This window comes from Aeromonas genomosp. paramedia, assembly GCF_023093515.1.
In the GTDB taxonomy this organism is placed as follows: Bacteria; Pseudomonadota; Gammaproteobacteria; order Enterobacterales; family Aeromonadaceae; genus Aeromonas.
Genome location: NZ_JAAROG010000019.1, coordinates 13,387 through 27,476 on the forward strand (window position 1 = coordinate 13,387; position 14,090 = coordinate 27,476).

9 protein-coding genes are annotated in these 14,090 nt (G+C 64.3%); 3 read left to right on the plus strand and 6 right to left on the minus strand.

What is annotated here, in order from left to right; all coding sequences use genetic code 11:
- Nucleotide 1: 1 nt before the first annotated feature.
- Both HB860_RS14850 and HB860_RS14855 read right to left on the minus strand, forming a co-directional pair.
- Complete coding sequence (locus HB860_RS14850; RefSeq protein ID WP_247627154.1) at nucleotides 2-1,069, minus strand: HlyD family secretion protein; 1,068 nt, start codon at nucleotides 1,067-1,069, stop codon at nucleotides 2-4.
- A 37-nt stretch (nucleotides 1,070-1,106) separates the two neighbouring features.
- Nucleotides 1,107-1,535, minus strand: a complete 429-nt coding sequence (locus HB860_RS14855; protein WP_139434935.1) for a MarR family winged helix-turn-helix transcriptional regulator — start codon at nucleotides 1,533-1,535, stop codon at nucleotides 1,107-1,109.
- Nucleotides 1,536-1,657: 122 nt separating this feature from the next.
- Here HB860_RS14855 and fumC point away from each other — a divergent pair, with 122 nt between their 5' ends.
- On the plus strand, nucleotides 1,658-3,049 hold the full coding sequence (fumC, locus tag HB860_RS14860) for a class II fumarate hydratase (RefSeq protein WP_247627155.1): 1,392 nt from the start codon (nucleotides 1,658-1,660) through the stop codon (nucleotides 3,047-3,049).
- Between the two features lie 61 nt (nucleotides 3,050-3,110).
- Here fumC and HB860_RS14865 read toward each other — a convergent pair whose 3' ends face one another.
- A complete protein-coding gene (locus HB860_RS14865) occupies nucleotides 3,111-3,548 on the minus strand; it encodes a VOC family protein (protein WP_247627156.1) in 438 nt (145 codons plus the stop codon).
- A gap of 413 nt (nucleotides 3,549-3,961) precedes the next feature.
- Here HB860_RS14865 and putA point away from each other — a divergent pair, with 413 nt between their 5' ends.
- Complete coding sequence (gene putA / locus HB860_RS14870) at nucleotides 3,962-7,915, plus strand: trifunctional transcriptional regulator/proline dehydrogenase/L-glutamate gamma-semialdehyde dehydrogenase (protein WP_247627157.1); 3,954 nt, start codon at nucleotides 3,962-3,964, stop codon at nucleotides 7,913-7,915.
- Between the two features lie 155 nt (nucleotides 7,916-8,070).
- Here the strand turns inward: putA and alr are convergent, their stop codons facing one another.
- Nucleotides 8,071-9,144, minus strand: a complete 1,074-nt coding sequence (gene alr, locus HB860_RS14875; protein WP_182786200.1) for an alanine racemase — start codon at nucleotides 9,142-9,144, stop codon at nucleotides 8,071-8,073.
- 147 nt (nucleotides 9,145-9,291) lie between these two features.
- Nucleotides 9,292-10,686 carry a replicative DNA helicase gene (dnaB, locus tag HB860_RS14880; RefSeq protein ID WP_005330482.1) on the minus strand — a complete coding sequence of 465 codons (1,395 nt, stop codon included), beginning with the start codon at nucleotides 10,684-10,686 and terminating at the stop codon, nucleotides 9,292-9,294.
- A 426-nt stretch (nucleotides 10,687-11,112) separates the two neighbouring features.
- Between dnaB and HB860_RS14885 the strand changes: the two genes are divergently transcribed.
- Nucleotides 11,113-11,964, plus strand: a complete 852-nt coding sequence (locus HB860_RS14885) for a Tim44 domain-containing protein (RefSeq protein WP_139434945.1) — start codon at nucleotides 11,113-11,115, stop codon at nucleotides 11,962-11,964.
- Nucleotides 11,965-12,171: 207 nt separating this feature from the next.
- Here HB860_RS14885 and ushA read toward each other — a convergent pair whose 3' ends face one another.
- Entirely contained in the window at nucleotides 12,172-13,842 is a 1,671-nt protein-coding gene (gene ushA / locus HB860_RS14890; protein ID WP_247627158.1) for a bifunctional UDP-sugar hydrolase/5'-nucleotidase UshA, read from the minus strand.
- Nucleotides 13,843-14,090 lie beyond the last annotated feature (248 nt).

Below are 14,090 nucleotides of genomic sequence, written 5' to 3' on the forward strand. Positions count from 1 at the left end.
ATCAACCTCGACCTGACAAGCCGGGCAGAGTGCGCTGGTGACCGGTATCGATTTCGGCAGTGGCGCTCAGGCCGGCGCGCAGGGTGGGCAGATCCGCCCCCTCGTCCAGCTTGATCCGCACCGCGACGCGCTGGGCTATCTTGACCCAGTTGCCGGTGGCGTTCTGGGCCGGGATCACCGAGAACTCGGAGCCGGTGGCCGGGCTCAGGCTCTCCACCACCCCGTGCCAGCGGGCGTCCGGGTAGGTGTCCACGCTGATGTCGACCCGCTGGCCCGGCTGCACATGGGTCAGCTCGGTCTCGGTGAAATTCGCCTCCACCCAGGGGGTGTCCGTCTCCACCAGCATCATGGCGGTCATGCCCACCAGGCTGTACTGGCCGGGCTTGGGCAGCTGGCTGGCGATGCCGTTGGCGGGGGCATAGATGGTGGTGCGGGCCAGATCCAGCCTGGCCTTGGCCAGACCGGCGGCGGCTTCCCGATAGGCGGGCTGCTGCTCCACCGGCAGGTTCACGTCCCCGTTCAGGGAGGCTTCGATCTTCTTGAGCCCCTCCTCCAGCGCCACTTGCTGCTGGGCTGTCTGTATGGTGAGCTGGCGGGCGTCATCGTAGTTGGCGGTGGAGGTGAAGTGCCTGGCCACCAGATCCGCCTGGCGACGCTCCTCCTTCAGGGCATAGGCATGGCGAGTGCGGGCCACGTCGATCTCGGCCTGCTGACCGCGATAGCTGGTCTGCAGCGCCACCAGATCGGTGCGCACCTTGGCGAGTTCCGCCTCGGCCTTGGTCACGGCAACCCGGAAGGACTCGGGGTCCAGCTCGAACAGCGGCTGGCCGGCCTTGACCTGCTGGTTTTCGGCGACGAACACCTTGGCCACCCGGCCCAGCACCTCGGTACTGATGGGCACCTTGTCCGCCTTCACATAGGCATTGTCGGTCTCCACATAGCGTCCGCCATGAAGATAGATTGCGCCCGCCCCGACCAGGGCCAGTGCCGGTACCACCACCAGCAACAGCAGGCGGGTACGGCGCCGGTTCATCCTGGGACGGGGGGAGGAGGGTGAGTCAGTGGTCATAGCATCGCTCCGCTGTGTGTTGCGTCAAAATGAGAAATCAGGGATGAGAGAGGTTGGCACGCAGGATCTTGAGGGAGTGGCAGAGCGCGTCCGTCGCCTCCTCCCCCAGCTCGCCGATGGCACGCTGATGCACCAGATCGGACGCCTGCTTGATCATCGCCAGATAGGGGGTCGCGGCCTCGGTCAGGTAGAGCTGATAGGCCCGGCGGTCGCTGGGATCGCTGCGCCGCTCCACCAGGCCGTTCTCGGCCAGCTGATCCAGCTGGCGGGCCAGGGTGATGGGCTGGATATCCAGGCCGTCGGCCAGCTCCACCTGACGGATCCCCTCGCTGCGCGCGATGTGCACCAGGGCGCGGGCCTGGGCCAGGGTCAGACAGCTCCCTTCCAGCTGCTGCTGGAACTGGCGGCGCATCAGACGCTGTACGTCACCGATCAGGAAGCCGAGGGAGTCGGGTTGTTTGTTCATAGCATGCAACCTATATAGTAAGCTTTGCTTATTATAATCCATGAACCGACATATGCAAGCTGGCCCCGGCCGCCGTTTGGGTTCATGCTGGGGAGCACCACCTCAACGGCAGGAGAAATGTCATGAATATCAGGATGGAGCGGGACAGTCTGGGGGAGATAGCCGTCCCGGCGGCGCGGCTCTGGGGGGCCCAGACCCAGCGCTCCCTGCACCACTTCAACATCTCGGGAGAGCGCCAGCCCATGGAGATCATCCATGCCCTCGCCCGCATCAAGTCCGCCTGCGCCAGGGTGAACCACGCTCTGGGGCTGCTGCCCGCGCGCAAGGCCCAGGCCATCATGGCCGCCGCCGACGAGGTGCTGTGCGGCCTGCACGACGCCGAGTTTCCCCTGATGGTGTGGCAGACCGGCTCAGGCACCCAGACCAACATGAACCTCAACGAGGTGCTGGCGAACCGGGCCAGCGAGCTGCTTGGCGGCGCGCGGGGAGAAGCGCGGCTGGTGCACCCCAACGACGAGGTGAACAAGAGCCAGTCGAGCAATGATGTCTTCCCGAGCGCCATGAACCTGGCGGCGGTCACCGCCATCACCCGCCAGCTGCTGCCTGCCCTCATCACCCTCAAACAGACCCTGGCCGACAAGGCCGCCGCCTTCGACGACCTTGTCAAGATTGGCCGCACCCACCTGCAGGACGCCACCCCCCTCACCCTGGGTCAGGAGATCTCCGGCTGGGTCGCCCAGCTCGCGCAGGGGGAGCGCCACCTCGCTGCCGCCCTGCCCCATCTGTGTGAGCTGGCGCTCGGCGGCACCGCGGTCGGCACCGGTCTGAACTGCCCCCCCGGCTTTGCCGAGGCGGTGGCGAAAACCTTGGCCGAGCAGACCGGCTTGCCCCTGGTGAGCGCCCCCAACAAGTTCGAGGCCCTGGCGGCGAGCGATGCCCAGGTCCATGCCCATGGCGCCCTCAAGACCCTCGCGGCTTCTCTCATGAAGATCGCCAACGACGTGCGCTGGCTGGCGAGCGGCCCCCGCAGCGGGCTCGGGGAGCTCAGCATCCCTGAGAACGAACCCGGCTCCTCCATCATGCCGGGCAAGGTCAACCCGACCCAGAGCGAGGCGCTCACCATGCTCTGCGCCCAGGTGATGGGCAACGACGTGGCCATCAACATCGGCGGGGCCAGCGGCAACTTCGAGCTCAATGTGTTCAGGCCCATGATCGCCTACAACTTCCTGCAGAGCGTGCGGCTGCTGGCGGACGGCATGAGCAGCTTCCACGACCACTGCGCCGTCGGCATCGCTGCGAACCGGGCGCGTATCGACGAGTTGCTGTCCCGCTCCCTGATGCTGGTGACGGCCCTCAACCCCCACATCGGCTATGACAAGGCCGCCGAGATCGCCAAACTCGCTCACCACCAGGGGCTGACACTGCGGGAGGCGGCCATCGCCTCCGGCCACCTCAGTGCAGAGCAGTTCGATGCCTGGGTGGTGCCCGCCGACATGGTGGGCCGCAAGCAATAAGGCATCAATCCACAGAAATAAAAAGGGCGCCATGGCGCCCTTTTTCATTGCAAGGCCGCTATCAGGTCTTGCTCTGGCAGTTGAACATCCAGCGGGTGCCGAACCTGTCCACCAGAGAACCGAAATAGTCGCCCCAGAACATCTCCTGCAGCGGCATCTCCACCTGGCCGCCCGCTCCCAGGGCCGCAAACAGACGGTCGGTCTCGGCCCGGCTGTCCGGCTCCAGGTTGAGGTAGCTGTTGTTGCCCTGCACCAGGGTGAACCCCATGCTGGCGGGGGCGTCCGTGCCCATCAGCACGTGTCCTCCGAGGATGGCGAGCTCCACGTGCATCACCAGGTCGCCATCCTCCTCCGACAGGGGCGGCTGGCCCGGGCAGCCGGGGGACTCCTTGAATCTGTGGATGGGGCCGTTGAACTCGCCGCCGAACACCTCGCGGTAGAAGAGGAAGGCCGCCTCCGTCTCCCGGGCAAAATTGAGATAGGTACTGACACGCGCCATGTTGATCTCCCTGGTCATTGATAACTGATTTCGAGGCCAGCTATCAGCATAGAAGAGTCAGCGCCAGGGTCACCCCGGTAATCAGTACACCTCTGAGTCCACAGCGGCGGTTTTACCCGTTTCCCCATGAGTACCTGGCTGATATTTCATGAAAAAAGAGCAACCCGGATACATCAAGGGTTGCACCCCACATCCCATCCCGGAAACATGCATACAACCCATTAATATTTCGGTGAAAAGCTGTGTTCAGCCCTATTTTCATGCTCAATCTGCCGAGTCATTTGGCATAGAAGAATTCAACAATGTAGCCGGGACATTAAAAATTCTTGCTTGAAGGTTGCACCTGGTTGCGCCATTCTCGGCAAAATTTAACCGTCCGGTAATATTGTTACCTTCTAGACACAGGAAGTCCCATGGCCACTACCACCCTCGGCGTTAAACTCGATGAAGCGACCCGCGACCGTCTCAAGCAGGCCGCTCAGACCCTGGATCGCACCCCCCACTGGCTGATCAAGCAGGCGATCTTCACCTATCTGGAGCAACTGGAGCGCGGCCTGACCCCGCCCGAGCAGTCTGGTCTGGCCGCTGCCGCCGGGGAAGAGGCCATCGAGACCCTGACCGAGCAGGGGATCCAGGTCTTCCTCGAGTTTGCCGAGAGCATCTTGCCGCAGTCCGTGCTGCGTGCCGCCATCACCTCCGCCTATCGCCGCCCCGAGACCGAGGCCGTGCCCATGCTGCTGGAGCAGGCCCGCCTGCCCAGGGAGAAGGCCGAGGCCACCCAGAAGCTCGCCATGAGCATCGCCGAGAAGCTGCGCAACCAGAAGAGCGCCAGCGGCCGTCAGGGCCTGGTGCAGGGGCTGCTGCAGGAGTTCTCCCTCTCCTCCCAGGAAGGGGTGGCCTTGATGTGCCTGGCGGAGGCGCTGCTGCGCATCCCCGACAAGGCGACCCGCGATGCCCTGATCCGCGACAAGATAAGCGGTGGCAACTGGAGCCAGCACCTGGGCCAGAGCGCTTCCCTGTTCGTCAACGCCGCCTCCTGGGGCCTGCTCATCACCGGCAAGCTGGTGGCCACCCACAACGAAGCTGGCCTCAACAATTCCCTCAAGGGACTGATCGGCAAGGGCGGCGAGCCGCTGATCCGCAAGGGTGTGGACATGGCGATGCGCCTGATGGGGGAGCAGTTCGTCACCGGCGAGACCATCGCCGAGGCGCTGGCGAACGCGGGCAACATGGAAAACAGGGGCTTCCGCTACTCCTACGACATGCTGGGGGAAGCGGCCCTCACCGAGGAGGACGCCAAACGCTATCTCGCCTCCTACGAGCAGGCCATCCACGCCATCGGCAAGGCCTCCCATGGCCGCGGCATCTATGAGGGCCCGGGCATCTCCATCAAGCTCTCCGCCCTGCACCCGCGCTACAGCCGCGCCCAGTACGATCGCGTCATGGAAGAGCTCTACCCCACCCTGCTGGGGCTGACCCAGCTCGCCAGGCAGTACGACATCGGCATCAACATAGACGCCGAGGAGGCCGATCGGCTGGAGATCTCCCTCGACCTGCTGGAGAAGCTCTGCTTCGACCCGTCTCTCGCGGACTGGAACGGCATCGGCTTCGTCATCCAGGCCTATCAGAAGCGCTGCCCCTATGTGATCGACTACGTCATCGATCTCGCCAAGCGCAGCCGTCACCGCCTGATGATCCGGCTGGTGAAGGGCGCCTACTGGGACAGCGAGATCAAGCGCGCCCAGCAGGACGGCCTGGAAGGCTATCCGGTCTATACCCGCAAGCCCTACACGGACGTCTCCTATCTCGCCTGCGCCCGCAAGCTGCTGGCGGTGCCCGAGTCCATCTATCCCCAGTTCGCCACCCACAACGCCCATTCCCTGTCGGCCATCTACCAGCTGGCGGGGCAGAACTACTACCCGGGCCAGTACGAGTTCCAGTGCCTGCACGGCATGGGTGAGCCGCTCTACGAACAGGTGGTCGGCAAGGTGGCCGACGGCAAGCTGGGTCGCCCCTGCCGCATCTATGCACCGGTCGGCAGCCACGAGACCCTGCTCGCCTACCTGGTGCGCCGCCTGCTGGAGAACGGGGCCAACACCTCCTTCGTCAACCGCATCGCGGACAACAGCATCTCCCTGCAGGATCTGGTGCAGGATCCGGTACAGCAGATCGAGCAGATGGCCGCCCGTGAAGGCAGCCTCGGCCTGCCCCACCCGCGCATTCCCCTGCCCCGTGAGCTGTACGGCGAGGCGCGGCCGAACTCCGCCGGCCTGGACCTCGCGAACGAGCACCGTCTGGGATCGCTGTCCGCCGCCCTGCTCACCAGCACCAACACCGCCTATCAGGCCCTGCCCATGTTGGGTACCGAGGTGCCGGCGCCGACCGAGTTCCAGCAGGTGGTCAACCCGGCGGATCACCGCGACGTCGTCGGTCAGGTGAGCGAAGCCACGGTAGAGCTGGTGGACCAGGCCCTCGCCTGCGCCTTGGCCAGCGGCCAGATCTGGCAATCCACCCCGCCGGCCGAGCGTGCCGCCGTGCTGGAGCGCGCCGCCGATCTGATGGAATCCGAGCTGCAACCCCTGATGGGCCTGCTGGTGCGCGAATCCGGCAAGACCTTCGCCAACGCCATCGCCGAGGTGCGCGAGGCGGTGGACTTCCTGCGCTACTACGCCGCCCAGGCGCGCAACCACTTCGCCAACGAGAGCCACAGGCCGCTCGGCCCCGTGGTCTGCATCAGCCCCTGGAACTTCCCGCTGGCGATCTTCAGCGGCCAGGTGTGCGCCGCGCTCGCGGCCGGCAATACGGTGCTCGCCAAGCCGGCCGAGCAGACTCCCCTGATCGCGGCGCAGGCGGTGCGCATCCTGCGTGAGGCCGGCGTCCCCGCCGGTGCGGTGCAACTGCTGCCGGGCCGCGGTGAAACTGTGGGTGCGGCGCTCATCGCGGACGAACGAGTGCGCGGCGTCATGTTCACCGGCTCCACCGAGGTGGCGGGCATCATCTCCCGCAACCTGGCCGGTCGCCTCGACGCCCAGGGCCGCACCATTCCCCTCATCGCCGAGACCGGCGGCCAGAACGCCATGATCGTCGACTCCTCCGCCCTCACCGAGCAGGTGGTGATGGACGTCATCTCCTCGGCGTTCGACAGTGCCGGTCAGCGCTGCTCCGCCCTGCGGGTGCTGTGCGTGCAGGACGACGTCGCCGAGCGGGTGATCCGCATGCTCAAGGGGGCCATGGCCGAGTACAAGGTCGGCAGCCCGGAGCACCTCTCCACCGACATAGGTCCTGTCATCGACGCCGAGGCCAAGGCCAACATAGAGCGCCACATCAAGGCCATGGGGGACAAGGGTCGCCGGGTGCACCAGATTGCCCGCACCCAAGAGGGCGCCTGCAACCACGGCACCTTCGTGCTGCCGACGCTCATCGAGCTAGACAGCCTGGACGAGCTGGGCCCGGAGGTATTCGGCCCTGTGTTGCACCTGGTGCGCTACCCCCGTGCCAAGCTCGGCGAGCTGCTCGCGCAGATCAACGACAGCGGCTACGGCCTGACCCTGGGGGTCCATACCCGCATCGACGAGACCATAGCCCAGGTGGTCAACACCGCCAAGGTCGGCAACCTCTACGTCAACCGCAACATAGTGGGCGCCGTGGTCGGGGTGCAGCCGTTCGGCGGCGAAGGGCTCTCCGGCACGGGTCCCAAGGCGGGTGGTCCGCTCTACATGTACCGTCTGCTCGGGGCACGTCCGCAGGAGGCGGTGACCAGCCAGCTTCGCCAGGAGCCGGGTGCAACCCCGCAAGCCGAGGCCGCCAAACCGGCGCTGCTGGCCTTGCGTGGCTGGGCGGGCAAGCAGGCCCCGGCACTGGTGGCCCTGTGCGATCGCTACGGCGAGCTGGCGCTGAGCGGCCTGACCCAGCTGCTGGTCGGCCCCACCGGCGAGCGCAACAGCTACAGCCTGCTGCCCCGGGAGCGGGTGCTCTGCCTGGCCGCCGACGATAAAGAAGCCAAAACGGATCTGCTGGCCCAGCTGGCGGCCTGTCTGGCCGTCGGGACAGAGGTGCTGTGGCAGGACAATGCCCAGAACCGCACCCTGCTGACCAGCCTGCCCGGCGAGGTGCAGGCGCGTATCCAGCTGGTTGCGGACTGGGCCAGCAGCGAGGTTGGCTTCGATGCCCTGCTGCACCACGGCGACTCGGATCAACTGCGGGAAGTGGCCAAGCTGGCCGCCGCCCGTGCTGGCGCCATCGTCGGCGTGCACGGCCTGCACCGTGGCGAGACCGACATCCCCCTGGAACGGCTGCTGATCGAGCACGCCCTCTCGGTCAACACAGCCGCCGCCGGTGGCAACGCCAGCCTGATGACCATAGGCTAAGCGTCGCGCTTAACGGCACAGAATCGAGCCCCGCCAACGCGGGGCTTTTTATGCCCGCACCGCGCTCACCTAAGCATAAAAAAGGCCGCCCTTGTCGGGGCGGCCTTTTTGTTCTCCCTTCTCCCCTCGCGGGAGAAGGGTTGGGGATGAGGGGGTTAAACGTACTCCATAAACACTCTGGACGTCAGCTTGGTGATCAGCTCGTAGGGAATGGTGCCTATCTCCTCGGCGACCCGCTCCACCGGCAAGCCCTCACCCCAGAGCACGGCCTCGTCACCGGCCTTGTCGGTGGCGTCAGGGCCGAGATCCACAGTGGTCATGTCCATGGAGACCCGGCCCACCAGGGGCACTATGCGGCCATTGACCAGCACGGAGGTGCCGTTGGGTGCCATGCGCGGGTAGCCGTCGCCATAGCCGATGGCGATGACGCCGAGCCGGGTATCCCGGGTCGACACCCAGTTCGCGCCATAGCCCACCGGCTCCCCTGCCTTGTGATCCCGCACCGCGATAAGCTGTGTTTTGAGAGTCATCACGGGCTTGAGGTCGTAATCCGCCGCCACCGTGTTCGGGAAGGGGGAGACGCCGTAGAGGATGACGCCGGGACGCACCCAGTCGCAGTGGGAGTCCGGCCAGGCCAGGATGCCCGCCGAGTTCGCCATGGCACGCTCGCCCTTGAGGGGGGCGGTCAACTTGCTGAACAAGTCGATCTGCTCGCGGGTGGTGGATTGCTCCAGCTCATCGGAGCGGCTGAAGTGGGTCATGACGTTGAACGGCTGCACCACGTTCTTGCACCTGCCGAGCCGCTCGATGAAGGCGGGCATCTCCTCGGCCCGCACCCCGAGCCGGTGCATGCCGGTGTCGAGCTTGAGCCAGGCCACCACGGGGGCCGGCAGCTCCGCCTGCTCCAGGGCCTCGAGCTGCTCCCAGGTGTGCACCGCGGTCTGCAGGTTGTTGGCCGCCAGCACCGGCAGATCGGCGCTCGAGAAGAAGCCCTCCAGCAGCACTATGGGTTTGACCACGGCGCAGGAGCGCAGCATCAGCGCCTCCTCGATGCGGGCCACCGCATAGGCGTCCGCATCCACCAGGGTACGGGCCACCGGCAGCAGACCATGGCCATAGGCGTTGGCCTTGACCACGGCGATGATCTTGCAGGAAGGCGCGTGGCGCTTGACCACGGCGAGGTTGTGGCGCAGGGCCGAGGTATCGATTTGGGCAATAGCCGCTTTCATCTGTTTTCCCTTACGAGGGCATGATGGCGCACCTGCGCCAGGCACCGAGTGGTGTCATCCCTTGATAGTCATCGTCTAAGGCCGGACCGGCAGAATTGTCGAACCGGGAAAACTGTGTCTTGTCATCTGGGAGCGGTTCGCTCCCGCTTAGTAGTCATCGTCAAACGCCGGGCCGGCGTAGTTGTCGAACCGGGAGAACTGACCCTGGAAGGTGAGGCGCACCCGACCTATGGGGCCATTACGCTGCTTGCCGATGATGATCTCGGCGATCCCCTTGTCGGGACTGTCGTCGTGATACACCTCGTCGCGGTAGATGAACATGATCAAGTCCGCGTCCTGCTCGATGGAGCCGGATTCCCGCAGATCCGAGTTGACCGGCCGCTTGTCGGCCCGCTGCTCCAGGCTTCGGTTCAGCTGGGAGAGCGCCACCACAGGGCATTGCAGCTCCTTCGCCAGCGCCTTGAGGGAGCGGGAGATTTCACCGATCTCCAGGGTTCTGTTGTCAGAGAGCGCCGGTACCCGCATCAGCTGCAGGTAGTCGATCATGATCATCGAGAGGCCGCCGTGCTCGCGGGCGATGCGCCGGGCACGGGAGCGCACGTCGGTCGGAGTCAGGCCGGAGGCGTCATCTATGTACATCTTGCCCTTCTCGAGCAAGAGCCCCATGGTGGAGGAGAGGCGCGCCCAGTCTTCGTCGTCGAGCTGGCCGGTCCGCACCTTGGTCTGGTCGATGCGCCCGACCGAGGCGAGCATACGCATGATGATCTGCTCGGAGGGCATCTCCAGGGAGAAGATCAGCACCGGCTTGTCGGCGGTGAGGGCCGCGTGCTCGCACAGGTTCATGGCAAAGGTGGTCTTGCCCATGGAGGGACGGGCCGCGACTATGATGAGGTCCGAGCGCTGCAGACCGGCGGTCATCTTGTCGAGATCCCCATAACCGCTGGAGACCCCGGTCACCCCGTTGTGAGGGGTCTTGAACAGCTCCTCAATCTTGTCGACCGTCTGCTCGAGGATCAGCTTAAGAGGCTGGGGCCCCTCGTTGGCGCTGGAGCGCTGCTCGGCAATCTGGAACACCTTGCTCTCGGCGAGATCCAGCAGATCGCCGGAGGTGCGGCCCTGGGGCTCGTAACCCGCTTCGACTATCTCGTTGGCGACCGAGATCATCTCCCGTACCACGGCCCGCTCACGCACGATTTCGGCGTAGGCATTGATGTTGGCGGCGCTCGGGGTGTTCTTGGCGATCTCCACCAGATAGGCGAAGCCACCGGACTCTTCCAACTGCTCGGAGCGCTCCAGCTCCTCCTGCAGGGTGATGAGATCGATGGGGTTGCCCGCATTGGAGAGGCGGGTCATGGCCTGGAAGATCAGGCGGTGGGGACGGCTGTAGAAATCCTTGTCGATCACCCGCTCGGCCACCCGATCCCAGGCCTCGTTGTCCAGCATCAGGCCGCCCAGTACGGACTGCTCGGCCTCAAAAGAGTGGGGGGGAACTTTCAGCTGTTGTGTCTTGGCGTCTTTTTTCGCCGTCACTTGCTCTGCCATACACATAAAAACCGCAGCGGGAAGGGGACGGGAATTTTACAAAAGAAACCCCGCCATCGCGAGCGCTAATGCGCGCTATTCACCTCATCCGGTGGCCTGCCTGCTTTCGGGTGGCCGGCTCATCGGCTCCTGGGGCCCTCCTTGCCCCTCACAGCACGAGGAAGGGCCAGACCAGGGTCTGATCCTTCGCCTTGGATTTGAGCTTGTTGCGCAGCCTGCGCACCGAACGACTCGGTCGTCTGTTTCTCATGGGGATCCTCCTTGGCGCCCCCGGGAGGGGCAATCTGTTCATGAATAATTCATGCCAGACATGTTAATCATACCCGCAAGCTGCAACACAAAAAGGGACCGGCAGCCTGCCATGCGCCTCGCTGAGCTTGCACAAGCAGAGCATGCCCCCACCTACATGAGAGTGAAAGAGTCAAAATGAAAAAGATGCTGACCCTGTTTGCCGTGATCCTGGCCATCGGCCTTGGGGCACCCATCGCCGAGGCCAAGAAATTTGGCGGCGGCAAATCCTTTGGCAAGAGCTACAAGACGGCACCGGCCCAACCGGCTCCGACTGCAGCTCCCGTGAATGGCAAGAACCCGACCCTGGCTGCGGCGCCCAAGAAGAGCGGCATGATGGGTGGTCTGCTGGGCGGCCTGCTGGCCGGTGGCCTGTTCGCCTACCTGCTGGGCAGCGGCGCCTTCGAAGGCCTGCAGGGCATGGACTTCCTGCTGATCGCCCTGCTGGCGCTCGGTGCCGTGTTCCTGATCCGCGCCCTGCGCAAGAACAAGGCCGCGGCGACCCCACCCCAGGCGGCCTATGCGGGCTATCAGCCACCGTCGGCGCCGCAGCAGTTCGAACAGAGCCACGGCGCCCCGCAGGCGACCGGCTTTGCCGACAGCGACGTCCCCTTCCGCCTACCGCCAGGCTTTGACATGAACGGTTTCCTGTCCGGTGCCCGCGATCACTATCGCACCCTGCAAGAGGCCTGGAACAAGAACGATCTGGAGAAGGTACGGGAGTACGTGAGCCCGGAACTGTTCCAGCACCTCCAGGCCGAGCGCGCCGAACTGACCGGCGAGCAGCACACCGAGGTGATGTATGTGGACACCCAGCTGGTACGTGCCGACTACGGCAGCGACTGGGCCCAGGTCAGCGTGCGCTTCAGCGGTCGCTACATGGACCGTCAGGAGCAGGTCGAGGAGGACATCAAGGAGGTGTGGCACCTCGAGCGCAACCTGGCCAAGGACAATGCCCCCTGGCACATCGTCGGCATCGAGCAGCTCTAAGCACGCCCGTCCGGCAAGCATGATAAAGGCGACCTCAGGGTCGCCTTTTTATTGCCGTCGCACTCATCACTGCGGTTCATGGAATATTCCCCCCGCCTTGCGAGGGGCCGGGAATAATCGCCATCAGCCCCTGTTGATGACCTCGAAAATAAAAAAGAGAGGCAGCCATGGCTGCCTCTCTTTTGTTATTGGCCCAGGGCCGCTGGATTATTTGCAGCCATCCGTCGAGGCGGAATTAACATAGCTGACTTCGCCGGCCGGCTGATAATCGGCCACCTGTATGGTCTTCTTCGCCGCGATATATTCCTTCAATACCCCGGCATCCACCAGACCGGCGTTGATGGTGTTGATCTTCGGATAGCCGTCGCCACCGGCCGCGCTGAAGCTCGGGATGGAGAAGCTGTAGCTGGCCGCCGGATCGAAGGCCTTGCCGCCCACGCTGGTGATGGTCACGCTCTTGGCCTGGCAGTCCACCGCCATGTTGATGCCACCAAACTGGGCATAGCCGCCGGTGTTGACCGTCTTGGTCGCCACCTGGCCCAGATAGGTCGCCAGCTCGCTGCCGCTCATGGTCGCCTTGTTGACCGTGTTGCCGAACGGATGCACCGTCAGCACGTCGCGATAGCTGATGTCGCCAGCCGCGATGGAGGCACGTACCCCGCCCGAGTTGACGATGCCAAAGTCGGTGCTCAGCTTCTCGGCGGTGGCCGTGGTGATGAGGCGACCCAGGTTGGTCTGCTTGTTGCGCACGTTGGCACGCTCGCCGTCCAGCACGCCGTCGGTGGAGCCTATCACTACGCCCAGCTCCTGCTGACCCTTCTCCTGGTAGGTGAGCAGGGTGTTGTAGAGCTCGGGATCCTTGGTGATCTCTTCCTGAATGAAGGCGCCGCCAGCGTCTTTGAGGTTGACCGGGATGAGGTCGTACTGGGTCAGGGTCAGCTTGCCATTCTGGTAGTCGAACTGGGCGCGGCCCACATACTTGCCCCACTCGTGGGCCTGCATGATCCAGGTACCGTTCTGCTGATCCGGCAGGCAGTCGTCACCCGGCTTGAAGTCGGCGTACTTGTCCGGCGTGCCCGGCTCCATGCAGACCGGGTTCTGGGAGTGACCGCCAATGATGGCATCCAGGGTGCCGGCCGGCAGCGCGCGCGCCATCTCCACATCCCCGGGGGCATTGCTGCCGTGCTGGCCATTCTCGTAGTGACCCATGTGGGTAATGGCCAGGACCAGGTTCGCCTCTTTGCCGTCGCGGATCTGCTTGCCGAGACTGGCCGCTTCCGTGGTCGGATCGCGGAACTCCAGGGTCTGGACGTTGTTGGGATCCACCAGCTGGGCGGTGTCTTCCGTGGTCAGGCCCAGCACGGCGACCTTGAGGCCGTTTTCCAGCTTGAACACCTTGTAGGGGTCGAAGTAGCGCTTGCCGCTGGCCTTGTCGTAGATGTTGGCGGAGATCATGGGGAACTTGGCCCACTCACGCTGTTTCTCTAGGATGCTCAGGGGGTTGTCAAACTCGTGGTTGCCCACCGCCATGGCATCGTAGCGGATGCTGTTCATGGCCATGAAGTCCGGCTCGGCGTCCTGCAGATCCGACTCCGGCACCCCTGTGTTCACGTCGCCACCGGAGAGCACCAGCACCTCGCTGCCGGCCGCCTTGGCCTCCCCGCGCAGGCGCTCGACCAGGGTCTTCTGGGCGGCCATGCCATATTCGCCCTTGTCGTTGTGCCAGAAACGACCGTGGGTATCATTGGTGTGCAGAATGGTCAGCTTGCAGACATTTTCGGTGCAGGGGGCGACGCTTTCATTGCTTGAGGTTTTACAGCCACTCAGCGCGGCTAGCACAGCCAGCGCGACAGTTCCTTTGACAAATTTATAATTCATTTCCATATCACCTTGTTATTTTGTTATTGGACGACCCTATCCAGGATCGGGCGGTAATATAACAAACAACATGTGACGCTTTTTCATCGGTGACTCACAAATTCCGCCAAATGTGATCACCCACGCAACCTGTCTCCTCATATTTTCATCACGAGCCAATCGCCTGCCGCCTCATTTCGCCCGCAGGGATGGCAGCCTGCCGGAAACAGTTATGGCATACTTCCCGCCAATCGATGCCAAGGAGAGCC

Coding starts and splice junctions, on each gene's coding strand:
- HB860_RS14850 (WP_247627154.1), bottom strand. CDS start 1,069: ATGACCACTGACTCACCCTCCTCCCCCCGTCCCAGGATGAACCGGCGC.
- HB860_RS14855 (WP_139434935.1), bottom strand. CDS start 1,535: ATGAACAAACAACCCGACTCCCTCGGCTTCCTGATCGGTGACGTACAG.
- fumC (WP_247627155.1), top strand. CDS start 1,658: ATGAATATCAGGATGGAGCGGGACAGTCTGGGGGAGATAGCCGTCCCG.
- HB860_RS14865 (WP_247627156.1), bottom strand. CDS start 3,548: ATGGCGCGTGTCAGTACCTATCTCAATTTTGCCCGGGAGACGGAGGCG.
- putA (WP_247627157.1), top strand. CDS start 3,962: ATGGCCACTACCACCCTCGGCGTTAAACTCGATGAAGCGACCCGCGAC.
- alr (WP_182786200.1), bottom strand. CDS start 9,144: ATGAAAGCGGCTATTGCCCAAATCGATACCTCGGCCCTGCGCCACAAC.
- dnaB (WP_005330482.1), bottom strand. CDS start 10,686: ATGGCAGAGCAAGTGACGGCGAAAAAAGACGCCAAGACACAACAGCTG.
- HB860_RS14885 (WP_139434945.1), top strand. CDS start 11,113: ATGAAAAAGATGCTGACCCTGTTTGCCGTGATCCTGGCCATCGGCCTT.
- ushA (WP_247627158.1), bottom strand. CDS start 13,842: ATGAATTATAAATTTGTCAAAGGAACTGTCGCGCTGGCTGTGCTAGCC.